The organism is Qiania dongpingensis, from assembly GCF_014337195.1.
Taxonomy (GTDB): Bacteria; Bacillota; Clostridia; order Lachnospirales; family Lachnospiraceae; genus Lientehia; species Lientehia dongpingensis.
Genome location: NZ_CP060634.1, coordinates 1807661 through 1832185 on the forward strand (window position 1 = coordinate 1807661; position 24525 = coordinate 1832185).

A 24525-nucleotide genomic window follows, 5' to 3' on the forward strand; every position below is an offset into this window, starting at 1 on the left:
GCAGAGGCCATCACAGTTGTAATAGATTTCATATAACGGGACGGATTGAATGTTTACAATGGGAATATCTATGCCGGTATTTAAAAGGGATGAAAACAAGCGGGGACTGTCAGCTTGTTTGGGGTCCAGATTAAAGGAAAGGGGTGTATGATGAGTGGCTTCTGAAGAATATCATACAATAGGGACATGATTACACAGAAAGACGTTGCGCGTTTAGCGGGAGTGTCTGTTTCAACGGTGTCCAGGGTATTGAATGAGAGTAACCTAGTGGATGAAAAAACGAAACAAATTGTTGAAAGCGCTATTAAAAAGCTGAATTATAAACCCAATCTGGTCGCATATGGACTTCGGGCTAAAAGCAGTAAGCTGGTTGGCCTGATTCTTCCCGAGATGAATCATTATACATATGCTAGTTTTGCCCAATTTGTGGAAGGTTCTTGTATGGAGAAGGGCTACAGCATGCTTCTGGGCCTTCATCATAACGAATGTGAACTGGAAAAATCCCTGGTAGATGAGTTTCAGCGAAGAAATGTGGACGGTCTTATATTATGTTTGGCCATAGATGAGCAGAATCTGTCCAATAATTTAATGGAATATATAAGTGTCCCCACGGTGATGTACGAACGTACATTTAATAATAACCGCATGGGAGGAATCCGATTTGACAATTATAAAGCAGGAAAAATGGCGGCAAAATATCTTGCTGGTTTAAATCATAAAAATATTGCGTGTACCGTTGGCCCCATGGGGATGCATTACGTTCAGGATCGCTTTTTTGGATTTCGGGATGAGCTGACGGAGCAGGGAATTGAAATTAAAAAAGAAAATGTGCTTGAATGTGATTTTAACTATCGTGTCCCCAATTTTGTGAGTGGGGAAGACGCGGCGCGCGCATTTCTGGATGGAAGAAGTGACAGAGATATTCCCACAGCGATCTGGGCTCATAATGACAACGTGGCTTCCGGCGTGATCAAAGAGCTTCACAGAAGAAAAATAAAAATACCAGAAGAGATATCTGTTATGGGTGTGGATAACATAGGACTTACAGATATGATATATCCTTCTCTTACAACCATCGGACAGCCCCTTAAAAATATGGCGGAAAAGTCTGTTGAGATGATCATGGAGGAAATAGAGCTGGGCGAGGAATATAAGGCGGATATTGTCATTATGGAGCCGGAATTGATCATACGGGAATCAACGGGAAAATGCCGCAGCTGAAGCGTTATAACATATAAATAAAAAAGGCGGATATGGATCTTATGACAGAGCATATCTGTCTTTTTTTATGTTTAAAGGGCTGGTGACAATTTAAAAATGGTAACGTTATCAGTGATAAAAACAGCCATAAATGAACTTTATTAAAGACATTATAATACATAAACATGGCAAATTAGACAAATTATTAATCTTTTTTTCCATTAAAATTAGGATATAATTGTGCAATATAGTTAAAATAAAAAAGCTATATTGACATATGCAAACGATATCATTATAATGTACCTATACGGTAAGGGAAAGAGAAACATAATAATGGCGGTAAAAAAGGAATGAATTGGGGATTAACTATACATAATGCCCAATAATATGGTGTTCCTGAAAAAATGCCAAGAGGAGGTGGAATAAAGAGAGAACAAAGTATTATTTATATGAAATCGATGAGAATCAAAAAATAGGCGCATATTATGCGCCAAAGCTTAGATTAAAGGAAAGGTAAAAGGAAGAGGTATAGCTATGAAAAAACAGACAATGAAGCGAGTAGTGGCATTGGCGGCCGCGATAAGCATGGTGATTGGCCTGACCGCATGTTCAAACGGGGGCGGAGATGCCAAGGAAACAACAAAAGCAGCAGACAACAAAGAACAGCAGGAAAGCAATACATCCGGTGAGATCAACATCGGCGTGGTCGGCCCGATGACGGGTGCGAATGCAGAAGACGGAATCGGCTTTAAGGTAGCGGTTGGAATCGCCGTTGACGAGATCAACGCGGCGGGCGGCGCTGCAGGCTATAAGCTTACATACGACAGCAATGACTCAGCCAGTGATGCAAACCAAAGTGCAGATATCGTGAGACAGTACGCTGAAAATGATAAATACTCTGTGATCATTGGAGACTTTACTACCAGCTGCTGTGTAGTGGATGCGGAGATCGTAGATAAATACCAGATTCCGATGATCACACCTACGGCTTCCGGTTCTCAGCTTCCCGGTATCAGCGATTGGTTCTTCTCTATGTCCCATACTCAGGAATATGAATCCCCCTGGGCTGCAGAGCATGTAACAAAAGATTATCTGGGCGCAAAATCAGTCGGTATCATGTACCTGAATACAGACTGGGGAACACAGGTAGACGGATTCTTACTGAAAGCTTATGAAGAGCTTGGTGTTGAAGTTCTGGCCAATGAGTCCTATCTGGATACGGAAACGAATTTCAGCTCTATCGTATCTAAGCTCAGCAGTGAAAAGCCTGACGTGATCGTAGTAGTAGACCAGAGTAACGCAGCGACTATCATCAATCAGATTCGCAGCGCGGGAGTTGAGACTCAGATTCAGCTGTTAGGGCCTGGCGCAGCAGTGCAGATCGTTGATCAAACCGGTGATAATTCCGAAGGCGTTGTGACCAATACGGCATCCTTACTGACATATGACAATGAAAAAGTATCCGGCTTCATGAAGACCTTTTATGAGGAGGCAGGATTTGACGCGGCCGACCACGCAATATGCGCTTACAACACGGTTTATATGATCGCAACTGCCATTGAAAATGCGGTAGCTGACGGAAAAACAGAAATTAATCGTACAGTGATCAAAGATTATCTGGAAACTGCTGAATTTGACAGCCCCATCGGACTTGTAAAATTCAATGAACTCCACGGTTCCAACAGAGATATGCTGGTAGTTGCAGTGGAAAATGGAGAATATGTTGTTAAATGTGATTACGGATATTTCGACTGACAGAGTTTTAACAGAACGCAAATGATTTTAGGAAAGCACCAGTTCTGTAAATGAAAGGGTGCTTTCCTGTCGTATAGGAGATGTTTTCTGGTACTCCTATAGGATAAGGCCCGTACGGGAAACAGACCTGCATACGGGGCATCAAAAGAAAAGGAGGTAATCGGATGCAATATTTCATTAGTCAGATTGTGAACGGGCTTTGCCAGGGTTCCATCTACGCGTTGATGGCTATTGGATATTCCGTAATCGTGGGAGTCGTCGGTTTTGTCACATTTACACATGGTGAAGTAATAATCATGGGCGCTTTCGCGGCATACTATGCGTTTGAATTTGTGGGGAGCATGAACCTGCCGTTGGGCATTTTGGCGGCGTTTGTGGCATCCTGGCTGGTGGGTATTTTTGTTTATAAAGTCTGTTACGAGCGCTTTTTTAAAGCCCCCAGGCATATTGCTCTGATCTGTACCATAGCAGTCAGCATACTGCTTAAGAATCTGATGCAGATCGTATTCGGAGCGGCCAGAAAGCCGATGATTAACGTTATCGACAATAAGATTTATACTATGGGACCGGTTCAGATCTCAAGGCTTCAGATTGTGATCATCCTGACTGTTGTTGTTTTATCGCTGCTGCTGCTTTTTATCTTTAAGAAAACCCGTTGGGGAGTATCTTTGAGAGCAATCAGTCAGGATAAAAGCGCTGCCGCATTGATCGGGATCAATGTAAAACGAGACGCAATGGTCGGAAACTGTATAGGTTCCGGACTGGCCGGCGTAGCGGGACTTTTGATAGCTATGAGCTACGCCATCCTGTATCCCAGTATGGGTTCCACTTTCGGTATGAAAGCATTCACAGCCAGCGTGCTGGGCGGACTGACAAGCGTGCCGCTGGCAGCAGTCGGCGGTATGTGCATCGGTCTTGTGGAGAACATAGGAATTACCGTCACTTCCGCTACATATCGTGACATTTTTGCCTTTGTTTTCTTGATCATCATACTTTTGATCCGTCCTCAGGGATTTGCTTCTAAGAAAGGAGGAAGGCCTTGATGAAGGAATTGATGAAGCCGGTATCAGGAGCGCTTGATACCATACGTTCCGCTTTTTTAAAGCATAAAAAGCTGTGTCTGCTGATAGGCGTAGTCCTCAGTATTCTGCTGCCTCTGGTTTTCCCGGGAGGATATATATGCGGTGTGTTCTGCCGGATCCTGTTTTATGGAACCATGGCAGGCGCCCTGAATGTTATCAACGGTTATTCCGGTCAGATGTGCCTGGGTGTTGCCGGATTCTTCGCCATTGGTTCTTATACGGAAGCCATATTAGCTACAAAGTTTGGTCTCAGTATGTGGGTTTGTATTCTGTTGTCCGGAATCGTCTCTATGATTTTCGGAGCGGTGCTCGCACTTCCCACAAAGAGACTGTCCGGTATTTATCTGGCGATCATCACATTGGGATTTTCTGAAGTCATCCGAATTGTCTGTCTCAACTGGACAGGCCTTACGGGAGGAACCATGGGAATCAAGGATATCCCCGCGCCGACTCTGTTTGGCTTTGTTTTCTCAAGACCGAGACATTATTATTATATCTTTTTGGTACTGGCTATCATCTTTTTATTCTGCACACGCCGCGTGGTCAATTCCAGGATCGGCCGTGCGTGGATGTCGATTCGTGAAGATGAGCTGGCAGCGAAATCCCTTGGTGTGGAAAACGGCACCTACAAGATCACCAGCTTTATGTACGGAGCATTTTGGGTAGGAGCGATCGGCGCTGTATATGCCCCCTACGTTTCTTACATAGATTCCACACTGTTTACTCTTGATACCGGATGGAACGTGCTGGCGATGCTGATCATCGGAGGCCAAGGTACACTGTCCGGAGCACTTGTAGGCTCGACGGTCATCAATACGCTGACGGAGGCGCTCCGATCCTTCGGTGACTGGAGGTATGTGGTATATGCACTCCTGATCCTGGTAGTGATGTGGGTAAGGCCACAGGGAATCGCAGGAGCATCCAACAGTATCCTTGCCGGAGAGAAAGAACAGAAGGTAAAACAGGATACGGAAACGAAAGAGGAGGTGTGCTGATGAGTGTACTTCTGGAAGCAAAAAATATAAGCAAGCATTTTGGCGGCCTTAAGGCCGTCGACGGAGTCAACATGAACATCAACAAAGGTGAGATCTTTGGGATCATCGGTCCCAACGGAGCCGGAAAAACCACCTTTTTCAATATTTGCTCCGGGATTTATGCACCTACGGCAGGTCAGGTAGTGCTGGAGGGAAAAGATATATCCGGATTTGCTCCGGAGAAGATCGCGAGACTTGGAATGGCGCGTACCTTCCAGAATATCCAGCTGTTTAAATATATGACCGTGCTGGAAAATGTGAAGATCGGATTCCATATTAAGACAAAGACCACGATGGCTGACGCCATCCTTCATACAAAGCGTTATAAAGAGGATGAGAAGCTGATTCAGGAAAAAGGAATGGAACTTCTGGAATACCTGGGTCTGCAGGATCTGGCCGGGACTCGTGCCGGGAATCTGGCATACGGAGTTCAGAGAAAGGTGGAGATCGCCAGGGCCCTGGCCACTGACCCGAAGATCATACTGCTGGATGAGCCGGCAGCCGGAATGAATCCAAATGAAACGGCGTCTCTCAGCGAGTTCATTAAGAATATCAACAAAGACGGCTATACAGTGGCAGTTATCGAGCATGATATGAAATTCGTCATGAGGACCTGTCACAGGATCATGGTGTTAAACTTCGGGGAAAAAATCTGCGAGGGTACGCCGGAAATCGTGCAGGCGGATAAGCTGGTAAATGAAGCTTACTTCGGGAAGGGCAGAATCGCACGGGGGGAGGTAATGACAGATGGAAATGCTTAAAGTTCAGAACCTTTCAGTGAATTATGGATATATTACCGCGCTGACAAATGCCAGTATCGAAGTGGATAAGGGTGAGATCATCACTCTGATCGGAAGCAACGGAGCGGGAAAAACGACAATGTTAATGTCTATTTCTAACCTCGTGCAGAAGAACCAGGGTCAGATATTCTTTAAGGAAAAGAACATCAGTAAGGTGCCGTCTCATAAAATCGTGAAAAACGGTTTATGCCATGTTCCGGAAGGGCGGAAGATATTCCCGGCTCTGACGGTCTATGAAAACCTGTGGCTGGGGACGATCGGGAACCAGAACATCAAAAAGAAAGATGTCCAGGAGCTTGTGGAAAAACAGTATGATTTGTTCCCCAGACTGAAGGAAAGAAGAAATCAGGGAGGCGGAAGCCTTTCGGGAGGAGAGCAGCAGATGCTGGCGATCGCCAGAGGTCTGATGATGGATCCGGATCTGATCATGCTGGATGAACCGTCCTTGGGCCTTGCGCCCATCGTGGTAGAAGAAATCTTTGAACTGATCCTGAAAATCCGTGATACAGGAAAGACTGTACTGCTGATTGAGCAGAATGCCGCCATGGCTCTGAGCATTGCTGACAGAGGCTATGTGCTTCAGAACGGAAGGATCGCCCTTCAGGGAAAAGGCATAGAATTACTCCATAATGAAGATGTCAAGAGATTGTATCTTGGCGCAGATGACTAGAAGAATCTAAACATAAGATAGTTACAATTGAGGGAAATATATGAACAAATCAAGCTATAACAATTACGTTTCTATCCTTAGGAGCGAGCTGCTTCCGGCATTGGGATGCACGGAACCGATTGCGATCGCCTATTGTGCCGCAAAGGCCAGACAGACGTTGGGATGTATGCCGGATATGGTCAGCGTGGCATGCAGCGGGAACATCATCAAAAATGTAAAGGGTGTGACCGTGCCCAATTCCGGCGGTCTTAAGGGGGTAGAAGCTGCAGCAGTCCTGGGCATCATCGGCGGTGACGCGGAAAAAGAGCTGGAAGTCCTGGAGCATGTTTCAGGCAGAGATATTGAAGAGACGGAGGCCTTTTTGAAGACCGGGAAATGTACGGTATCCCTTCAGGAGGGAGAGGAGAATCTGTATGTGATGTGCACGCTGAAAAGTGGTACGGATACGGCATCGGTCGAACTGAAGACCAAGCATAATCATATCTCCAAGATTGAAAAAAACGGAAAAGTGATTTTTTCTCAGCCGGATGTGGTGACAGAGGAAGCAGGAAACAAAAAACTGCTGAATCTGGAGGAAATCTATGAATTTGCAAACTGTGTGAAAATCGATGATGTCAAAGAGGTCATCGAACGTCAGATACAGATGAACATGGCCATTGCCGAGGAAGGGGTACAGAATTCCTGGGGAGTGAACGTGGGAGCCGAATGTCTGAAAATGTCCGGAGATGATACGCTGCGGAGGGCGGAAGCTCTGGCGGCGGCCGGTTCCGACGCCAGGATGAGCGGCTGTCCCATGCCCGTTGTCATCAATTCTGGGAGCGGAAATCAGGGGATCACACTGACCGCGCCGGTGGTCACCTATGCAAAGGACCTTAAGGTTTCAGGAGAAAAGCTCATACGGGCAATGGTCCTGGCAAATCTGATCTCGATTCATCAAAAGAGGTTTATCGGAAACTTGTCCGCATACTGCGGGGCGACCAGCGCGGCGACAGCCGCGGCCTGTGGGGTGGCATATCTGTATGATGAATCGATGGAGGTCATATCCAATACCATCATAAATTCCATAGCTACTATCGGCGGGATGGTCTGCGACGGAGCGAAGCCGTCCTGTGCTGCGAAGATCCGGAGCGCTGTGGACACCGCCATGCTGGCATACCGTCTGGCTAAGGACGGAAGAGTGTATCAGAGCGGCGAGGGACTTGTTGAAAAGGATGCCGAGACTACGATTCGGAATGTGGGAAGAATGGGACGTGTCGGTATGGCATCTACGGATGTTGAAATTTTAAATATCATGATAGGACAATAATATTAAAATATAGGAGGACACTACAATGAGCATCAAAAATATTTCTTTGGTTTACGACGAAAAGGTGGATATCAACAGGAGCGCCATCGAACACCGCGCGACCTGGATGGGCCTGACTTACAAAGCTGCTGTGGAAGCCGGAGCGGACGGAGAAGCCTTTGCACGGAAAGCGATTACAGAAACGGGACATGTCCATGGAAAGAATTTCAAGGCAATGTGTGAAGATCCGACCAACTGCGTGCAGTTTGAGAAGGCATTCCTGAATGACCTTGGTAAATCTACATTCCAGCAGGATGTAACGGAACTGAATGAGGACAATCTGAAAGTGGAGTTCCACTACTGTCCTCTGCTGAGCGCATGGCAGAAGCTGGGTATCGATGACGAGACCTGCGCGAAGCTTTGTGATATCGCCATGGACGGAGACAGAGCCATCGCTGAGGAAATGGGACTTAAGCTGGATCTTACAGATACCATTGCCAAAGGCTGTGAAGTATGTAAGCTGCATTTTCATAAATAAATTGAATTATGATACATAGCCGCTGAATCAGAGATCAGCAGCAATATTCACTCCCAGATCAGGAACTGTCTGTTAAAAGCGGCTCCTGGTCATGGGAGTGTTTTTTTCATACAACCAAATACTTTTTGGAATCATTCCTGAAGGATTTCTTCTTGCTTTGTAGATTAGACATAGAAAGCTTGTTTAAAAGGTGTTCAAAGGAATATCTATGGATTTTAATCGCCTAATAAAGTATAATAGAACCATATTGGAAAAGAGGTTGTTGTTTATGGTGATTAAGACTTTAATGGAGGATACCAGCAGCGGAGAGCTTTGGGAAAAGGAACATGGTTTGTCCCTTTATCTGGAGACGGACAAGCACAGGCTTTTGTTTGATACAGGGAAAAGCGGTCTGTTTCTTACCAATGCTGCGAGAATGGAAGTGGATGTATCGAAGATCGATACAGTGGTGATTTCCCATGGACACTACGATCACGGCGGTGGTCTGCCAGCTTTCTTGGAACAGAATAAAAAGGCCGTCGTATATCTCCATGAGGAAGCCTTTGAACCCTATTTTGTAAAGCGGGGAGAAGGAGGGATCGATTATATCGGAATCGACCAGAATTTGCGGGAAAATTCCCAAATCCATCCAATAAATGGTACCGTGGATATTGACGAAGAACTTACGATTTTTTCCGACGTTACAGGACAGGAGCTTCGCTCGGAGGCGAATGATGTCCTGCTCGAAAGAAAGGATGGAGAATATCAGAAAGACAAATTTTTCCATGAGCAGAACCTGATTGTCCGGAAGAAGGACGGGACGAGGCTGCTGATATCAGGATGCGCGCACAACGGTATTGTCAATATCATAGAGAGGTTCAAAGAGCTTGAGGGTATAGCGCCGGATGTGGTGATCGGCGGTTTTCACCTGATGGAGCCGGGGAACGGACGGTCCATTCCCAAGGACCAGGTTGAGGCGGTAGCGGACAAGCTTCTATGTTATGAAGGAGAAAAAAATGTCACCAGATATTATACCTGCCACTGCACCGGAATGGAAGCATATGGGATTTTGAAAGAACAGATGGGAGATCGTGTTTCATATTTGTCAGCTGGCTGTGAGATTTTTTTGTAGCGGTATAGTAGAAGGAGCGGACTAAATTTGTTCTGCTTGATGAAAATGGTTCTTGTCTGCTATAATGGACTAGCCCCCGGATACGGTGGGCCGGTATAGCGAAGATATACGATTTATACATGAAAATAAGAATAATACAAAAAATAGAAGAAAAAGAAAGAAGGAAAAGAAAATGGCGGAAGAGAGAAAATGTTCCAGTACTACATGCGGAAAGGAATCCTGCAAAGGCTGTGATAAGGCGAAGGTTGATTTTTCCGTGAAGCCGCATAAAATGAGCCATGTGAAAAAAGTCATCGGCGTTGTCAGCGGAAAAGGCGGGGTAGGGAAATCACTGGTGACCTCCCTGTTGACCGTTACCATGAGTAAGAAAGGATATAAATGCGGGATTTTGGACGCGGATATTACAGGACCTTCCATACCAAAAGCATTTGGTATAAAGGACAAGGCCATGGCGTCGGCCCAGGGGATGCTGCCAGTATGCAGCAGCAGCGGAATCCCGATCATGTCCATTAATCTGATCCTGGAAAACGATACAGATCCCGTCGTCTGGCGGGGGCCTGTGATAGCAAATACGGTCAAACAGTTTTGGTCGGATGTGATATGGGGAGATTTGGATTATTTGTTTATTGATATGCCTCCGGGAACCGGGGATGTGCCGCTGACAGTGTTCCAGTCCCTGCCGGTGGACGGTATCATTGTGGTGACTTCTCCTCAGGAGCTGGTATCCATGATCGTGGAAAAGGCCGTGAAGATGGCAGAGCTCATGAAGGTTCCCGTATTGGGCTTAGTGGAAAATATGTCTTATTTTAAATGTCCTGACAATGGGAAATCCTATCAGATTTTCGGTGAGAGCCATATTGATGAGGTGGCTGATTACCATAATCTTAAGGTGCTGGCGAGGATTCCCATTGACCCTTCGCTGGCAGAAGCCTGCGACAAGGGATTCATTGAAGAGTTCGAGGGGTCCTGTATGGATGAAGCGGCCGGCGTGCTGGAAGAAATGTAGTTACAATACAGAAAAATGACAGAGGAGGATACGGTTAATGAAGTTGATGATTGCATCAGATATCCATGGTTCCAGGTACTACTGTGAAAAAATGCTGCTCCGCTATGAGGAAGAAAAGGCCGAAAAGCTTTTGCTGCTGGGAGATCTGCTGTATCACGGCCCCAGAAATGACCTCCCCAGGGATTATGATCCTAAGGCTGTGATCGCATTGCTCAACGGAAAAAAGGAGGAGCTTCTCTGTGTCAGGGGAAACTGTGATGCCGAGGTGGACCAGATGGTGCTTCAGTTCCCGATTATGGCAGATTATATGATATTATACCTGGATAAACGGATGGTCTTTGCGACTCACGGCCATATTCACAATGAAGAAAATCTTCCGCCTCTAAAAAAGGGAGATATTATCCTCCACGGACATACGCACGTACAGGCCATGGATAACTGCGGAGGCCATCTCTATTTGAATCCAGGTTCCGTTGCCATCCCTAAAAATGGAAATGAAAACAGCTATATGATTTATGAGGACGGAGTGTTTACCATAAAGAACATGGATGGAGAAGAAATCAGAGCTTATTCTCTGAAGGAGGATGCGTAATGAAAACACGGGTAATGGAAACCAAGGAACGGCATGATAAGGGATTTAACTGCTGTCAGGCAGTGGCATGTACGTACTGTGACCTGGTCGGTATGGATGAAGAGACCGCGTTTAAGGCATGCGAGGCTTTTGGTGCGGGAATGGGAGGCATGCAGGGCACTTGCGGGGCCGTATCCGGCGCTGTGTTTTTGGCAGGTCTTAAGAACAGCTGCGGGGATTTAAACCGGCCGGTCAGCAAAGGGAAGACGTATAAGATTTCCAAGAAGATTGCCGAGGAATTCCGGAAAAAGAACGGGAGTATCATATGCAAGGAACTGAAAGGCGTGGAGACAAAACAGATTCTCCGCTCCTGCGAGGGCTGTATCATGGATGCTGCGGAGATCATAGAGAGACTTTTATTCGAAGAGGAAAATTAAGCCGGGAGGATGGGCAGATGGCAGGCTTATATGATAAGCTGGTTTCATACGGAAAAACAGATGCTTGCCCTTTTCATATGCCCGGACATAAGAGAGACGGGAAGACGTTCCGCTTTGAAAATCCTTTTTCTTTTGATATCACGGAGATTGACGGATTTGACAATCTGCATCATCCGGAGGGGATTCTGAAGGAGGCAATGGAGCAGGCGGCTTTGACCTATGGCGCGGAAAAAAGCTATTTTCTGGTAAACGGAAGCAGCGGAGGGATTCTGGCGGCAATATCGGCTTGTGTGAGACCGAGAGGGAAAATCCTCATGGCTAGAAATTGCCATAAGTCTGCCTACCATGCTTTATTCCTCCGGGGACTGAGACCGGAATATTTATGCCCGCCGGCCGTTTCTGATTGGGGAATGTGCGGCGGCGTCTCAGCGGAAGATGTGGAAAAAGCTCTTTCAGAGCATCCCGACGCAGAGGCCGTGTTTGTGACGTCTCCTACATACGAGGGGATTTGCTCGGATATCCGAAAAATCAGCGAGACGGCACATTCTCACGGAGTACCGCTCATTGTGGATTCTGCCCATGGAGCACACCTGCCCTTTCGGAAAAAGAGCGGCGAATCAATATTTCCAGTTTCCGCAGTGGAGGCGGGGGCAGATATCGTAATAGAAAGCCTTCACAAAACGCTTCCTTCTCTGACTCAGACGGCGATCCTGCATAAGAGATCGGACATGGTAAAGGAACGTGATCTTGAATGGTATCTGCAGGTCTATCAAAGCTCCAGCCCGTCTTACGTGCTGATGGCATCCATAGATTCCTGTATTTCTTATATGGGGAGCGAGGATGGAAAAAGGGCCATGATAAAGTATGAGTCTTCTTTGGAAGGCATCAGGAGGACGTTCACGGAATTATCTCACATACGGCTGCTGTCGGAACGGGAATCAGATATTGGAGGAGGCGTTTGTTATGATCCTTCCAAGCTGGTCATCCGGGGAGAAACCATGAGCGGGCCAAAACTGTATGAACTGCTCCGGGAGGAATACCATATACAACCGGAAATGTGCACAGAGATATATGTGATTTTGATGACATCGGTGGCAGATTCTGATCAGGCATTTAAAAGGCTGAAAAACGCACTTAAGGATATAGACAAAAAAATGGCGGCAGACAGCGGATGGCCGTTCCGGAAAAAGGCTGTCTTCCTTCCAAGACCGCAGGTGGTGCTTGCACCGGCCGAGACAGAGGGTAATAAGATGCGGGCGTGCAGGAAAGAGGACAGTGAGGGACAGATTTCCGGAGAATTTGCGTATATCTATCCGCCGGGTGTTCCAGTGCTGGCACCGGGAGAAAGAATTACCGGCGAGGTGCTGGAGGTACTCAGCAGCTATAGTGAGAACGGATTTGAAATCCTCGGGCTGGAGGATTCCGGCGGCGGGACGATCCGTGTCCTGGAGTAAATCCGGTTTCAGGCGGGCTTCAGGAAAAAGCGTTGTGAATGGAGGGACTGCTATGGGTAAAATATTTTATATCATGGGTAAAAGCGCATGTGGCAAGGACAGTGTATTTAAGATGCTGGTGTCCGACAAAAAGCTGGGCCTGAGGACGGTGACAATGTATACGACCAGGCCTCCCAGAGACGGCGAGGAGGATGGCAGGGAGTATTTTTTCCGTGACGCCGCGTTTCTTAACAGGATGGAAACGGAAGAAAAGCTGATCGAGAGCCGTACCTATGAGACTGCCTGCGGACCCTGGAGTTATTTTACGCTGGATGACGGACAGATTGATCTGGATAAATATAACTATGTGATGATCGGCACGCCGGATTCATATGAAAAGACGAAGAAATATTTTGGCCGGAAGGGAAGAAGCGCGATGATACCGCTTTATATTCATGTGGAGGCGGGAGAACGGCTCATGCGTGCCGTAAAACGGGAGCGAATGCAGGCCGCGCCTCAGTACGCGGAACTTTGCCGGAGATTTCTGGCAGATGAAGAGGACTTTAAAAAGGAAAATCTGGATCGGTGCGGAATCGACAGAATTTTCGAAAATCAGGATTTGGATTCCTGTGTCAAAAAAATAAAAACAACAATTTTGGAACAATTAACCTGAAATATATTATATATTCCTGAAAGAATATATGATATAATGTCCGTAAAGGACAGGTCTGAGTGAATCAGACAGAATCAGACGGAACGAGGGGGCTTTCATGATGATGAGATTCGAGGATATTTTGGGTCATGAACAGATAAAAGAATATTTCAAGAATGCTTTGGAACGTCATCAGGTGTCCCACGCATATATTCTGACCGGAGAGGCTGGCATGGGCAGGAAAACTTTGGCCAATGCATTTGCCATGGCGCTGCAGTGCGAGAGCGGTAAAGCAGATCCCTGCGGCGAGTGTCATTCCTGCCGCCAGTTTTTAAGCGGAAATCATCCTGATGTAATTTATATCCGCCATGAAAAGGCGGGAAGCATAGGCGTGGACGATGTGAGGGAACAGATCATCAATGACGTGACCATCAAACCCTACAGCGGCCCGTATAAAATATATATTGTGGATCAGGCGGAGCTTTTGACGGTGCAGGCGCAGAATGCTCTTTTAAAAACCATTGAGGAGCCGCCGGAATACGCGGTGATATTTTTCCTGACCACAAATTCAGATTCTTTTCTGCCAACGATTTTGTCCCGATGCACGGTACTCAAGCTGAAACCGCTGTATGACCAGGTCATCAAAGATTACCTGAAGAAGCAGCTGAAGGTACCGGCCCATCAGGCGGATATCTGTACGGCGTTCGCACGGGGGAATCTGGGAAAAGCGATTGCCTTGTCATCCTCTGAGGAGTTTGCCCAGATGCAGGAGATCGTCCTGAATTTATTGAAGCATGTACCGGATATGCCGGTATATGAGATGGTGGCGTCGCTGAAAGAGATGAAGGAAGCGAACCTGAATATTAAGGACTGCCTGGATTTCATGCAGCTTTGGTTCCGGGATATTCTGATGTTTAAGGCTACGATGGATACTTCCTTGTTCATTTTCAAGGATGAGTACAAATATATAAAGGAAATTGCAGACCACAGTTCCTTTGACGGAATAGAAAAAATATTGGCGGCCCTCGACAAGGTGAAAGTGCGTTTGGACGCCAATGTGAATTTTGAGCTCGCCATGGAGCTCATGCTGCTTGTGATGAAGGAGAACATTGTATGACGAGAGTGATAGGCGTGCGGTTTCGTACGGCAGGCAAAATATATTTTTTTGATCCCGGAAAGTTTCAGATCAAGAAGGGGCAGAATGTGATCGTGGAGACTGCCCGCGGAGTGGAATATGGCTATGTGATGATGGGAGAGCGGGAGGTTGAGGATGAAAAGGTAATACAGCCTCTGAAACCGGTCATCCGGATCGCCACGAAGGAAGATGACGCGGTCGAGGAAAAGAACAAAAAGAAGGAAAAAGAAGCATTTAAAATCTGCCAGAAAAAAATTGAAAAGCATAATCTGGAGATGAAGCTTATAGATGCGGAATACACCTTTGACAATAATAAGGTGCTGTTTTATTTTACGGCGGATGGCCGTATTGATTTCCGTGAGCTGGTTAAGGATCTGGCATCGGTGTTCAAAACAAGGATTGAGCTGCGCCAGATCGGCGTCCGGGATGAGACAAAGATTCTGGGAGGCGTGGGTATCTGCGGCAGGGCCTTATGCTGCCACTCCTATTTGTCGGAATTTATTCCGGTGTCCATTAAGATGGCAAAGGAGCAGAATCTGTCCCTGAACCCTACGAAGATTTCCGGGACGTGCGGAAGGCTGATGTGCTGTTTAAAGAACGAAGAAGAAACATACCGGTATCTGAACAGCAAGCTGCCTAATGTGGGAGATCATGTGACGACAGATGACGGACTGAAGGGCGAGGTGTCCAGCGTCAATGTACTCCGTCAGAGGGTAAAGGTGATCGTATACCTGGACAATGATGAAAAGGATATCCGGGAATACCGGTCAGATCAGCTTAAATTCCGGCCGAAAAAGAAGAGAGATAAAGAAAAGCTGAATACCAGAGAAGAGCAGGAGCTAAAAAAACTGGAGGCTTTGGAGAAAAAGGAAGGAAAGTCAAAGCTAGATGACAATTGAGCTTTTAGAGCATGAACGCATAGACGATCTTCAGCGAAACGGCTACCGCATCATACAGAATGAAAAAAAATTTTGTTTTGGCATGGACGCCGTGCTGTTGTCCGGTTTTGCCAGGGCGGAAAGGCAAGAGGAAGTTCTGGACCTGGGAACGGGAACCGGAATCATTCCTATATTGATGGAGGCAAAGACAGACGGGAAGCATTTTTCTGCGCTGGAGATCCAGAAAGATATGGCCGAGATGGCTGGGCGGAGTGTGGCCCTAAATAACCTGGAGGATAAAATAACCATAGTGGCAGGAGATATCAAAGAGGCCTCGAAGATATTCGGAAAGGCTTCTTTTGATGTAGTTACATGCAATCCGCCTTATATGAATCAGAATCATGGTTTAAAGAATCCCGATGAACCGAAGGCAATAGCCCGCCATGAAATCCTTTGTACATTCCGTGACGTGGCGAGGGAGGCGGCAGCTCTTCTGCGTACAGGAGGGCGGTTTTATCTTGTGCACAGACCCCATCGTCTGGCAGAGATCATCTGTACACTGAAGGAATACCATCTGGAACCGAAACGGATGAAATATGTCCATCCTTACGAGGATGAAGAGGCTAACATGGTCTTGATTGAAGCATTTCGGGGCGGCCGGCCTCAAATGCGGGTAGAAGCCCCCATCATTGTGTACGAACGGCCGGGCGTATATACCCCGGAAATCTATGAAATATACGGATATTAGGAAGAGGGATGCAGATGACAGGACAGTTATACATTTGTGCCACGCCGATTGGAAACCTGGAAGATATTACTCTGCGGGTACTCCGTACACTGAAAGAAGTGGACTTGATAGCGGCAGAGGATACCAGAAATACCATAAAGCTTCTGAATCATTTTGAGATTAAGACGCCGATGACCAGCTACCATGAATATAATAAAGTGGACAAGGCCAGATATTTGGTGGATCAGATGAGGGAGGGGGTCAGCGTCGCTCTTGTGACCGACGCAGGAACTCCGGGAATATCGGATCCCGGCGAGGAGCTGGTGAGACAGTGCTATGAGGCGGGGATTCCCCTCACGTCACTTCCGGGCCCGGCTGCGTGCGTAACGGCGCTGACCGTATCGGGGCTCTCCACCAGACGGTTTTGTTTTGAAGCCTTTTTGCCTTCTGATAAAAAGGAACGAAGAGAAATCCTGAAGGAATTGGAGAATGAAACCAGGACCATTATCCTTTATGAGGCGCCGCATCATCTTCTAAAGACTCTGGAGGAGCTTTTGGAAGTATTAGGTGACCGGAAGATTTCCATCTGCAAGGAACTTACCAAGACTTTTGAGAAAGTCTTTCAGACGACTCTGGGAAATGCGGTAAAACGCTTTGAAGCTGAGGTCCCCAGAGGAGAGCAGGTGCTGATCATTTCCGGAAAGAGCAGGACAGAGCTTAAAGAGGAAGCAGAAAGGGCGTGGGAGAGTATGTCTTTGGAGGAGCATATGAATTATTATCTGCGCCAGGGAATAGAAAAAAAGGAGGCCATGCGTATGGTGGCAAAGGATCGGGGGATCTCCAGGCGCGATGTATATCAGGGACTTTTAGAAGTTTGAAAAAATGAAATATATAATTGGAAGATGATGCCTTTCGACAGGAAATTACAATATAATCTTGTTATCGCACAGCCGATATGGTAAAGTATTTAATAGAAAATAATATCAATAAGGGCGTTTTCCGGCGGCCGGAAAATGCAATAGGAGGAAGTATCATGAAGAAGCTGACAATGAAAAAAGGCGGAGACTGCCACGCATGTCTGGAATGTGTAATCGCGTGTTCCCAGGCATTTTATAAAGAGTTTGATCCGGATAAGTCCTGCATCCAGATCACTGAAAAGAAAGGCGCCATTAAGCCCATGGTCTGTATCCAGTGCGGGAAGTGTGCCAAAGCGTGTGAGCAGGGCGCTATCAAGCAGAATGCAAAAGGAGTTTATATGATTGACAAGAAGCTCTGTGTCGGCTGCGGAAAGTGCGTAGAGGCATGTCCCTTCGGCGTGATGGTCATGCCTGCAGAGGCTTCCGCGCCTACGAAATGTATCGCCTGCGGCATCTGCGCCAAAGCATGTCCCATGGAGATTTTAGAGGTTGTAGAAAGCTGATCCCATACATATTCTCATCATTGAAACGAGCACGGCCCGCTGCTTTATGCATGCGGGCCGTTTTTGTTAGGTATACCTTTGAATATCTTTAAAACAAACTTATCTCTATAACCAGATGGGACAGGAGGAAATCCGAATCCATCCAGGCGGCTCGCTGGCAGCCGTAACCAGGATCTTTACGGCCTCCAGTCGGTCCTTTCCAACTGACATGGATAAATCGATATTTTTCCATGTCAGATTCCAATAAAAACCTGCATGAAATTCGGTTTTTACCTCCCTGCGGCCGGGAAAATCCTGCTAACGCCTTTGCGGCGCTCGCCTTACGATGGAATCGGATCATTCCTCCTGCTCCTCCTCCCGCACCGAAGTATCTTCCGTTTGACTTGAAAGCTATTGGGGCGGTCTATCGCAGCCCGCTGCCATAAGGCGCGCGGGCCGTGTGGATATCCGATTCTTTTCTGGAATCAATAGAACGAAAAACGTCCAGAACGGTGCGGCAGGCAGGGCGCCGGCAGAATGATTCCGGACCGGCCTAAAGGTGAGCGCCGCAGGGCAGCGGCCGGTGTTTCCCAAACGGAGGGAGGCAGAAACGAAAAATACCGATTCCGTTTCTGAGCGAACCGGAGACGGAAAATCATCCGGATTTCCCGGCGACATGTGAGCGGTACTCCTGAAGTGGGGATAAAGCGGCCTCTGCATCGCCAGCGAACCGAAATCGTGACGGTCCGAAACTTCTGCCGGTGACTTAACTGGAGCTTAATCGGAAGTAATTAAAAATGATTCCAGAAAGTGTTTTGTATCATATTTATATGGACAGTTTTCCTTTTATTTCGCCTGCGGCTTCCAGCAGGCATTTTTTTATGTATTCGAAATTTTCTTTATTCCGATATTCTTCGATATATCCGGTTACGCCAATGGCCGCGGTGCACTGGCCGTCACCGTCAAAAACCGGTACTGCCATACATCCGATCCCAATGGTGAACTCTTCATTGTCCATTCCAAAACCGCGTTTCTTTGTTAATTCCAGTTCCCTTTTAAAGGCTTCTATTTCGTCAATGGTGTGAACGGTTCTTTTGTGCAGCAGGATTCCCGACAGATATTGATCGATCAGCTCTTCCGGCTGGTTGGCTAAAATGACCTTTGCACCGGCACTGGCGTTGACCTCAAGGGGCATATAGAGCTGGGCGATGATATTCAGCTCTGCCGCAGAAAGTACCTGTTCAATATAAATAAACTGCCCGTTTTGAAATACGGCGTATTGGGCAGTTTGGTTTGTTTTGGCGGTGAGCTCCTGCATCACCGGTTTGATGACATCCTTCTGGTCGAGACGGCTCCGGTATTCAGTCACCAGCTGGAAGGGCTTGTGCCCAATGGTGTAACGGACCGGGTTCCCTTCTAATACCGTCACATATTCCCGCTTGGCCAGGTTTTTCATAATGCGGAATAAGGAAGCCGTAGGGATATCCAGTTCCTTGGAAAGATCGCTGAGAGACTTCGGCGTCGTACCGGAAAATAATGCCTCTATTACATTTAAAGCCCGCATTACCGCCGGCACAATCACTATTTCATCGGACAATTACTTTTTCCTCCTGTCAGTCGTTTCAATTATATATACAATTCTATCATATTCCCTTTAAACATGTAACCGTTTCTAAAGAAAAAGGAACACAATTCGTTTTTAAATTATGGAAACAAATGATTAAGGGCCTGCAGCAGCCCTTCATGGTCGTGGTCGCCGGTCACACCGGACGCCATCCGTTTTACTTCCTCTGGGGCATTGCCCATGGCGATTCCGCATCCCACGGCCTGGAGCATATCGACATCATTATAGTTATCCCCAAATGCGGCGGCATTTTGTGGAGAAATCCCCAGCTTTTTACAAAGGGTGTGGACTGCCTTCGATTTGGAAGCTCGTCCGTCCATGATCTCCAAAAGAGTATGAAAAGATTTGTAAATGGTGCATTGGGGAAATTCTGACTTCAGCTGCCCGGCAATCTGGTCGAGAAGACCGGAAGGTCCAAAGCACATGAGCTTATGGACTGGATCCTCCGGACCGAGAAGGGTTTCCATAGAACCGGTCATGGAAATGACCTGAGTGACCTCCTCTTCCCGGCGGATGATGGGATGAAGGCTGTCTCTGGTAATCCATTTGTCGTAGGAATAGACGCAGAAGCAATAGGTATCCGTGTCCAGAGGAACATGCGTTTCAATCTCTGCCGCCAGAGACAAAGAAAGGCCGGTGCTGCTGAGCGTGTTCTTATCTTTATCTAAGATCAAAGCACCGCCGTAGCTTATGATAGGGGCATGAATGCCCAGTTCTTCCTGAATCGGATAAATGGCGGCAGGCATCCTGGCGGATACCAGCACAAAAGGAATTCCATTTCCGTGAAGTGTCCGGATCTTTTCTTTCGTATCAGGCGTGATCTGATGGCTGCTGTCGAGCAAAGTGCCGTCAATATCACAGAAAACAGCCTGAAATGCACACATAGATAATTCCTCCTAAAGGTATATATGAAATTATAAGCTTCCGCCGATGGTCAGTCAAGGGGATTCAGGCGCGTCGGCGTTTTGTGCTGGAAGGCAGCGTAGCCCCGTGCTATAATTAAGAAAGACAGGAGGTAATCAATATGAGTAAAAATTATCGTGCGGAATTGGTAGGAGCATTTGGAAATCCCATTGACGAGAATCCGACGGGGGTGATGGAGGAGGCAGCCTTTGCGGCGAAGGGCCTTAATTTCCGGTATCTGACGGTGAAGGTGGAAAAAGAGGATCTTGAAGCGGCGATGAACGGGGTAAAGGCTTTTCAGATGAAAGGGATAAATCTGACGATTCCCCACAAGGTGAAGGTGCTGGAATACCTAGATGAGCTATCCGAAGCCGCCCACATCATCGGAGCCGTGAATATGGTGGTGAATAAGGATGGGATACTGTGGGGAGAGAATACGGATGGGAAAGGTTTTCTGATTTCTTTAAAAAATGAGGACGTATCGGTTGAGGGAAAGAATGTGGTCATTTTGGGAGCGGGAGGCGCAGCGAAAGCGATCGGTGTGGAGTGCGCGCTTGCAGGAGCAAAGAAGATCACCGTCGTGAACCGCAGCCGGGAAAGGGGACAGGATCTGGCGGATCTGATCGTGGAAAAAACTTCCGCGGATTCCATATATGTACCTTGGGACACTTCCTATAAGGCAGAACCGGATACGGATATCCTGGTCAACGCCACCAGCATCGGCCTTTATCCTGACGTGGACAAAAAACCGGATGTGGATTATGATACGGTAATGCCGTCCATGGTGGTCAGCGACGTGGTATTTAATGACCCGAATACACTGTTTTTACAGGAGGCGGCGAAAAGAGGGGCTCATACGATCAACGGACTGGGGATGTTGGTGAATCAGGGAGCTCTCAATTTTACACTTTGGACAGGGGCAGAGGCGCCGTTGGATGTCATGACCGACACACTAAAAAAGGAATTTGGGTTATAGAAACAATTACAGGGTCATAGAAAATAAAATCTGCTTGACAAATCACAAACCATCCCATATACTTTTGTAGTAAAATAGTTTGATATTCAAATAATAAGGACATAAAAATATTATGGCGGCTAGAATTATCGGAACCGGAAGCTACGTTCCGGACAGGATTATTACAAATGACGATTTGGCAGAGATGGTGGAAACCAGCGACGCCTGGATCGTAGAGCGAACAGGAATTCACTCGCGCAGGATAACGGAGACGGGTACGACAGATATGGCGGTCCGTGCGGCGAGAAATGCCATGGAAAATGCAGGGCTGCCGCCGGAGGAACTGGAACTGATCATTGTGGGGACGTCCACCGGCGACTGCCTGTTTCCCAATACAGCTTGTGAGGTGCAGGCTGCCCTGGGAGCGGAGAAAGCTGTCTGCTTTGATCTGAGCGCCGCTTGTTCCGGGTTTTTGTTTTCTCTGAATACCGCTAAGGTTTACCTGGAGTCTGGTGCATACAGGACTGCTCTGGTCGTCGGTGCGGATACTCTTTCTAAAACAGTGGATTGGAGCGACAGAAGCACGTGTATTCTGTTCGGTGACGGGGCTGGGGCTGCGGTACTGGAAAGCAGCGCAGCTGAGCAGTCTCTATGGAACCGGGGAGTTGGGGATTTTATCATGGGATCCGACGGAAGCCGGGGAGAATGCCTTGCCTGCCGCTCCACAGAGCTTTGCAGTCCCTTTCTGGGAGAAAAAAAGACTTCCGGATTTATGACTATGAACGGGCAGGAGGTCTTTCGCTTCGCGGTAAAGACGGTGCCGAGATCCATAGAAGAGGTGCTGAAAAAAGCGGGAGTAACCCCGGATGAGATAAAATATTTTATTCTCCATCAGGCAAACGAAAGGATTATTGCATCTGTGGCAAAGAGAATGAAGCAGGATAGCGCTAAATTTCCCATGAACCTGGCTCAGTATGGGAATACATCAGGAGCCAGCATCCCGGTACTGCTGGATGAGATAAACAGAAAAGGGCTCCTGAAGCAGGGTGATAAGCTGATAATATCAGGATTCGGGGCAGGACTCACTTGGGGAGCGACGCTGGTCGTCTGGTAAAGAGTATAAGCGCAGGCGGCAGAACCGCTTCCGGCTTGTATATAGATAAAATAAAAATGTCAGATATGAAGGAGAACATAATCATGTTGGAAAAAATGAAAGAAATTATCGCACAGCAGCTGAACGCAGAAGCAGAAATAATCACAGAAGCTACGTCCTTTAAGGATGACCTGGGCGCAGATTCCCTGGATCTGTTTGAGTTGGTCATGTCCCTGGAAGAGGAATACGGTGTGGAGATTCCCTCAGAGGACCTGGAAAGCCTGACTACTGTGGGCGCAGTAATGGAATATTTAAAAGCGAAAGGTGTGGATGCATAAGCTTTGAACGGGAAGGAAAACAGGAAAGGGACAGATGGTCATGAAGACGAGAATTACAGAGCTTTTAGGGATTGAACATCCCATCATTCAGGGCGGTATGGCCTGGGTGGCAGAACATAATCTGGCGGCCGGGGTATCGGAGGCCGGCGGTTTGGGACTGATCGGTGCGGCCAGCGCCCCCGCGGAATGGGTACAGGGAGAAATCCGCAAAGCTAAGGAACTGACAAAAAAGCCGTTCGGTGTGAATATCATGCTGCTCAGTCCCCACGCGGATGCTGTGGCGCGGATAATCGTGGAAGAGGGAGTCAAGGTGGTCACCACCGGAGCCGGAAATCCAGAGAAATACCTGGAGATGTGGAAGGAAGCCGGAGTGAAGGTAATACCCGTAGTGGCATCTGTAGCGTTGGCAAAGAGGATGGAGCGCTGCGGCGTCGATGCCGTGGTAGCAGAGGGATGTGAATCCGGGGGCCATATCGGCGAGCTGACGACTATGGCTCTGGTTCCTCAGATTGCGGACGCGGTTTCGGTCCCTGTCATCGGCGCCGGCGGCGTAGGCGACGGCAGAGGGATGGCGGCCATGTTTATGCTGGGCGCCGAGGCGGTACAGATCGGAACACGTTTCGTAGTGTCTCACGAATCCATTGTTCATGACAATTACAAAAAGAAGATTCTGTCTTCTAAAGATATCGATAGTGTGGTGACAGGAAGAAGCACAGGGCATCCGGTCCGTGCGATCCGCAATAAAATGACCAGAGAGTACATAAAGCTGGAGGACAGCGGCGCGACCTTTGAAGAGCTGGAATATTTGACCCTGGGAGGGCTGAGAAAAGCCGTCATGGATGGGGATGTGTCGGAAGGAAGCGTAATGGCTGGCCAGATTGCCGGGCTGATCCACAAAGAACAGTCATGCCGGGAAATCATAGAGGAGCTGACGGCGCAGACGGAGGCTCTGTTCAGGAGATGTAATACATGGGTAGGATAGCATACGTGTTCCCCGGACAGGGCGCTCAGAAAGCCGGGATGGGCAAGGATTTTTATGAGAACAGCCCGGCAGCGGCGAAGGTGTTTGAACGGGCGGGGGAAATTCTCTCTCTGGATATGAAGGCGCTCTGCTTTGAACAGAATGAAAAATTGGATATCACGGAGTATACACAAGCGGCCATGGTGACGACGAGCTTGTCTATGCTGGCGGCGATGAGGGAACGCGGTCTGCGGGAGCCGGATGTGACGGCGGGTTTAAGCCTCGGAGAGTATTGTGCCATGGCGGCGGCGGGAGTCATGAGCGGCGAGGATGCCGTCAGAATTGTGCGCCGGAGGGGAATCCTCATGCAGGAGGCAGTGCCTGCTGGGCAGGGGGCTATGGCGGCGGTTCTGGCCATGAAAGCGGAAGATATCGAGCATATCCTGGAGAATATGGAAGAGGTGCAGATCGCCAATTATAACTGCCCCGGACAGACCGTGATCTCCGGGGAGACAGAAGCGGTGGAAAAGGCGTGTGCCGCTTTACAGGAGGCCGGAGCGAGACGGACGGTGAAGCTGAACGTCAGCGGGCCTTTTCATTCGTCACTTCTGAAGGAGGCCGGTGAAAAGCTTTATGAGGCGCTGGCGCCGGTAAAGCTTATGGAACATGAAATCCCTTACGTATCCAATGTGACGGCGGAATATGTGACGGGAACAGAGAACGTAAAGGATTATCTGAAGAGACAGGTATTCTCATCGGTGAAATGGCAGCAGAGCGTAGAAACCATGCTCTCGTCCGGAGTGGATACCTTTGTGGAGATCGGACCGGGAAAGACACTCAGCTCTTTCATTAAAAAGATACGCCGGGACGTGTCGGTCTATAATGTGGAGGTCTGGGAGGATCTCCATAAGCTGGAAACAGTGCTTGGGAGGAATTAA

26 protein-coding genes are annotated in these 24525 nt (G+C 47.8%); 24 read left to right on the top strand and 2 right to left on the bottom strand.

The window, feature by feature from the left end:
* Positions 1-186 precede the first annotated feature (186 nt).
* The 19 genes from H9Q78_RS08410 to H9Q78_RS08500 all read left to right on the top strand — a co-directional run bounded on the left by H9Q78_RS08410 (position 187) and on the right by H9Q78_RS08500 (position 17734).
* Complete coding sequence (locus tag H9Q78_RS08410; RefSeq protein WP_249300928.1) at positions 187-1221, top strand: LacI family DNA-binding transcriptional regulator; 1035 nt, start codon at positions 187-189, stop codon at positions 1219-1221.
* Between the two features lie 513 nt (positions 1222-1734).
* Positions 1735-2955 (top strand): ABC transporter substrate-binding protein, encoded by a 1221-nt coding sequence (locus tag H9Q78_RS08415; RefSeq protein ID WP_249300930.1) that lies wholly within the window; start codon positions 1735-1737, stop codon positions 2953-2955.
* Between the two features lie 164 nt (positions 2956-3119).
* Complete coding sequence (locus H9Q78_RS08420; RefSeq protein WP_147597066.1) at positions 3120-3998, top strand: branched-chain amino acid ABC transporter permease; 879 nt, start codon at positions 3120-3122, stop codon at positions 3996-3998.
* A complete protein-coding gene (locus H9Q78_RS08425) occupies positions 3998-5032 on the top strand; it encodes a branched-chain amino acid ABC transporter permease (RefSeq protein WP_249300932.1) in 1035 nt (344 codons plus the stop codon). Before H9Q78_RS08420 ends, H9Q78_RS08425 begins: the two co-directional genes overlap by 1 nt.
* On the top strand, positions 5032-5832 hold the full coding sequence (locus tag H9Q78_RS08430; RefSeq protein WP_249300934.1) for an ABC transporter ATP-binding protein: 801 nt from the start codon (positions 5032-5034) through the stop codon (positions 5830-5832). The genes H9Q78_RS08425 and H9Q78_RS08430 overlap by 1 nt, the downstream gene beginning before the upstream one ends.
* On the top strand, positions 5819-6541 hold the full coding sequence (locus H9Q78_RS08435; RefSeq protein ID WP_249300936.1) for an ABC transporter ATP-binding protein: 723 nt from the start codon (positions 5819-5821) through the stop codon (positions 6539-6541). The genes H9Q78_RS08430 and H9Q78_RS08435 overlap by 14 nt, the downstream gene beginning before the upstream one ends.
* A 40-nt stretch (positions 6542-6581) precedes the next feature.
* Positions 6582-7847 carry an L-cysteine desulfidase family protein gene (locus H9Q78_RS08440; RefSeq protein ID WP_249300938.1) on the top strand — a complete coding sequence of 422 codons (1266 nt, stop codon included), beginning with the start codon at positions 6582-6584 and terminating at the stop codon, positions 7845-7847.
* A 25-nt stretch (positions 7848-7872) separates the two neighbouring features.
* Positions 7873-8364, top strand: a complete 492-nt coding sequence (locus H9Q78_RS08445; protein ID WP_249300940.1) for an L-2-amino-thiazoline-4-carboxylic acid hydrolase — start codon at positions 7873-7875, stop codon at positions 8362-8364.
* Between the two features lie 268 nt (positions 8365-8632).
* Complete coding sequence (locus H9Q78_RS08450) at positions 8633-9475, top strand: MBL fold metallo-hydrolase (protein WP_249300942.1); 843 nt, start codon at positions 8633-8635, stop codon at positions 9473-9475.
* A 172-nt stretch (positions 9476-9647) separates the two neighbouring features.
* On the top strand, positions 9648-10481 hold the full coding sequence (locus H9Q78_RS08455) for an Mrp/NBP35 family ATP-binding protein (protein ID WP_249300944.1): 834 nt from the start codon (positions 9648-9650) through the stop codon (positions 10479-10481).
* 37 nt (positions 10482-10518) lie between these two features.
* Entirely contained in the window at positions 10519-11073 is a 555-nt protein-coding gene (yfcE, locus tag H9Q78_RS08460) for a phosphodiesterase (RefSeq protein WP_249300946.1), read from the top strand.
* Entirely contained in the window at positions 11073-11489 is a 417-nt protein-coding gene (locus tag H9Q78_RS08465) for a C-GCAxxG-C-C family protein (RefSeq protein WP_249300948.1), read from the top strand. Before yfcE ends, H9Q78_RS08465 begins: the two co-directional genes overlap by 1 nt.
* Before the next feature lie 17 nt (positions 11490-11506).
* Positions 11507-12943, top strand: a complete 1437-nt coding sequence (locus tag H9Q78_RS08470; RefSeq protein WP_249300950.1) for an aminotransferase class I/II-fold pyridoxal phosphate-dependent enzyme — start codon at positions 11507-11509, stop codon at positions 12941-12943.
* 52 nt (positions 12944-12995) lie between these two features.
* Positions 12996-13595, top strand: a complete 600-nt coding sequence (locus H9Q78_RS08475) for a nucleoside/nucleotide kinase family protein (protein WP_249300952.1) — start codon at positions 12996-12998, stop codon at positions 13593-13595.
* Between the two features lie 100 nt (positions 13596-13695).
* Positions 13696-14691: a DNA polymerase III subunit delta' gene (gene holB / locus H9Q78_RS08480; protein ID WP_249304793.1), complete on the top strand. Its 996-nt coding sequence runs from the start codon at positions 13696-13698 to the stop codon at positions 14689-14691.
* On the top strand, positions 14688-15608 hold the full coding sequence (locus tag H9Q78_RS08485) for a PSP1 domain-containing protein (RefSeq protein ID WP_249300954.1): 921 nt from the start codon (positions 14688-14690) through the stop codon (positions 15606-15608). Before holB ends, H9Q78_RS08485 begins: the two co-directional genes overlap by 4 nt.
* Positions 15598-16335 carry a tRNA1(Val) (adenine(37)-N6)-methyltransferase gene (locus H9Q78_RS08490; RefSeq protein ID WP_249300956.1) on the top strand — a complete coding sequence of 246 codons (738 nt, stop codon included), beginning with the start codon at positions 15598-15600 and terminating at the stop codon, positions 16333-16335. Before H9Q78_RS08485 ends, H9Q78_RS08490 begins: the two co-directional genes overlap by 11 nt.
* A 14-nt stretch (positions 16336-16349) precedes the next feature.
* Positions 16350-17192, top strand: coding sequence for a 16S rRNA (cytidine(1402)-2'-O)-methyltransferase (gene rsmI / locus H9Q78_RS08495; RefSeq protein ID WP_249300958.1), 843 nt, complete (start codon positions 16350-16352; stop codon positions 17190-17192).
* A 155-nt stretch (positions 17193-17347) separates the two neighbouring features.
* Positions 17348-17734, top strand: a complete 387-nt coding sequence (locus H9Q78_RS08500; protein ID WP_249300960.1) for a 4Fe-4S binding protein — start codon at positions 17348-17350, stop codon at positions 17732-17734.
* Positions 17735-18539: 805 nt separating this feature from the next.
* On the opposite strand, the gene H9Q78_RS08505 is transcribed toward H9Q78_RS08500, so the two are convergent.
* Together H9Q78_RS08505 and H9Q78_RS08510 are read right to left on the bottom strand one after the other, a co-directional pair.
* Positions 18540-19310 carry an IclR family transcriptional regulator gene (locus H9Q78_RS08505; RefSeq protein ID WP_249300962.1) on the bottom strand — a complete coding sequence of 257 codons (771 nt, stop codon included), beginning with the start codon at positions 19308-19310 and terminating at the stop codon, positions 18540-18542.
* A gap of 107 nt (positions 19311-19417) precedes the next feature.
* Entirely contained in the window at positions 19418-20221 is an 804-nt protein-coding gene (locus H9Q78_RS08510) for a Cof-type HAD-IIB family hydrolase (RefSeq protein ID WP_249300964.1), read from the bottom strand.
* A gap of 140 nt (positions 20222-20361) precedes the next feature.
* Between H9Q78_RS08510 and aroE the strand changes: the two genes are divergently transcribed.
* From aroE to fabD, 5 genes are all read left to right on the top strand, one after another.
* Complete coding sequence (gene aroE, locus H9Q78_RS08515) at positions 20362-21216, top strand: shikimate dehydrogenase (RefSeq protein WP_249300966.1); 855 nt, start codon at positions 20362-20364, stop codon at positions 21214-21216.
* 112 nt (positions 21217-21328) lie between these two features.
* Positions 21329-22309: a beta-ketoacyl-ACP synthase III gene (locus H9Q78_RS08520; protein ID WP_249300968.1), complete on the top strand. Its 981-nt coding sequence runs from the start codon at positions 21329-21331 to the stop codon at positions 22307-22309.
* Between the two features lie 83 nt (positions 22310-22392).
* Positions 22393-22626, top strand: coding sequence for an acyl carrier protein (gene acpP / locus H9Q78_RS08525; protein ID WP_249300971.1), 234 nt, complete (start codon positions 22393-22395; stop codon positions 22624-22626).
* A 40-nt stretch (positions 22627-22666) separates the two neighbouring features.
* Positions 22667-23608 carry an enoyl-[acyl-carrier-protein] reductase FabK gene (gene fabK, locus H9Q78_RS08530; protein ID WP_249300973.1) on the top strand — a complete coding sequence of 314 codons (942 nt, stop codon included), beginning with the start codon at positions 22667-22669 and terminating at the stop codon, positions 23606-23608.
* Entirely contained in the window at positions 23596-24525 is a 930-nt protein-coding gene (gene fabD / locus H9Q78_RS08535; RefSeq protein ID WP_249300975.1) for an ACP S-malonyltransferase, read from the top strand. Before fabK ends, fabD begins: the two co-directional genes overlap by 13 nt.

What these genes read in the sequence shown, in the direction of transcription:
- H9Q78_RS08410 (WP_249300928.1), top strand. Translation starts at nt 187, where the DNA reads ATGATTACACAGAAAGACGTTGCGCGTTTAGCGGGAGTGTCTGTTTCA.
- H9Q78_RS08415 (WP_249300930.1), top strand. Translation starts at nt 1,735, where the DNA reads ATGAAAAAACAGACAATGAAGCGAGTAGTGGCATTGGCGGCCGCGATA.
- H9Q78_RS08420 (WP_147597066.1), top strand. Translation starts at nt 3,120, where the DNA reads ATGCAATATTTCATTAGTCAGATTGTGAACGGGCTTTGCCAGGGTTCC.
- H9Q78_RS08425 (WP_249300932.1), top strand. Translation starts at nt 3,998, where the DNA reads ATGAAGGAATTGATGAAGCCGGTATCAGGAGCGCTTGATACCATACGT.
- H9Q78_RS08430 (WP_249300934.1), top strand. Translation starts at nt 5,032, where the DNA reads ATGAGTGTACTTCTGGAAGCAAAAAATATAAGCAAGCATTTTGGCGGC.
- H9Q78_RS08435 (WP_249300936.1), top strand. Translation starts at nt 5,819, where the DNA reads ATGGAAATGCTTAAAGTTCAGAACCTTTCAGTGAATTATGGATATATT.
- H9Q78_RS08440 (WP_249300938.1), top strand. Translation starts at nt 6,582, where the DNA reads ATGAACAAATCAAGCTATAACAATTACGTTTCTATCCTTAGGAGCGAG.
- H9Q78_RS08445 (WP_249300940.1), top strand. Translation starts at nt 7,873, where the DNA reads ATGAGCATCAAAAATATTTCTTTGGTTTACGACGAAAAGGTGGATATC.
- H9Q78_RS08450 (WP_249300942.1), top strand. Translation starts at nt 8,633, where the DNA reads ATGGTGATTAAGACTTTAATGGAGGATACCAGCAGCGGAGAGCTTTGG.
- H9Q78_RS08455 (WP_249300944.1), top strand. Translation starts at nt 9,648, where the DNA reads ATGGCGGAAGAGAGAAAATGTTCCAGTACTACATGCGGAAAGGAATCC.
- yfcE (WP_249300946.1), top strand. Translation starts at nt 10,519, where the DNA reads ATGAAGTTGATGATTGCATCAGATATCCATGGTTCCAGGTACTACTGT.
- H9Q78_RS08465 (WP_249300948.1), top strand. Translation starts at nt 11,073, where the DNA reads ATGAAAACACGGGTAATGGAAACCAAGGAACGGCATGATAAGGGATTT.
- H9Q78_RS08470 (WP_249300950.1), top strand. Translation starts at nt 11,507, where the DNA reads ATGGCAGGCTTATATGATAAGCTGGTTTCATACGGAAAAACAGATGCT.
- H9Q78_RS08475 (WP_249300952.1), top strand. Translation starts at nt 12,996, where the DNA reads ATGGGTAAAATATTTTATATCATGGGTAAAAGCGCATGTGGCAAGGAC.
- holB (WP_249304793.1), top strand. Translation starts at nt 13,696, where the DNA reads ATGATGAGATTCGAGGATATTTTGGGTCATGAACAGATAAAAGAATAT.
- H9Q78_RS08485 (WP_249300954.1), top strand. Translation starts at nt 14,688, where the DNA reads ATGACGAGAGTGATAGGCGTGCGGTTTCGTACGGCAGGCAAAATATAT.
- H9Q78_RS08490 (WP_249300956.1), top strand. Translation starts at nt 15,598, where the DNA reads ATGACAATTGAGCTTTTAGAGCATGAACGCATAGACGATCTTCAGCGA.
- rsmI (WP_249300958.1), top strand. Translation starts at nt 16,350, where the DNA reads ATGACAGGACAGTTATACATTTGTGCCACGCCGATTGGAAACCTGGAA.
- H9Q78_RS08500 (WP_249300960.1), top strand. Translation starts at nt 17,348, where the DNA reads ATGAAGAAGCTGACAATGAAAAAAGGCGGAGACTGCCACGCATGTCTG.
- H9Q78_RS08510 (WP_249300964.1), bottom strand. Translation starts at nt 20,221, where the DNA reads ATGTGTGCATTTCAGGCTGTTTTCTGTGATATTGACGGCACTTTGCTC.
- aroE (WP_249300966.1), top strand. Translation starts at nt 20,362, where the DNA reads ATGAGTAAAAATTATCGTGCGGAATTGGTAGGAGCATTTGGAAATCCC.
- H9Q78_RS08520 (WP_249300968.1), top strand. Translation starts at nt 21,329, where the DNA reads ATGGCGGCTAGAATTATCGGAACCGGAAGCTACGTTCCGGACAGGATT.
- acpP (WP_249300971.1), top strand. Translation starts at nt 22,393, where the DNA reads ATGTTGGAAAAAATGAAAGAAATTATCGCACAGCAGCTGAACGCAGAA.
- fabK (WP_249300973.1), top strand. Translation starts at nt 22,667, where the DNA reads ATGAAGACGAGAATTACAGAGCTTTTAGGGATTGAACATCCCATCATT.
- fabD (WP_249300975.1), top strand. Translation starts at nt 23,596, where the DNA reads ATGGGTAGGATAGCATACGTGTTCCCCGGACAGGGCGCTCAGAAAGCC.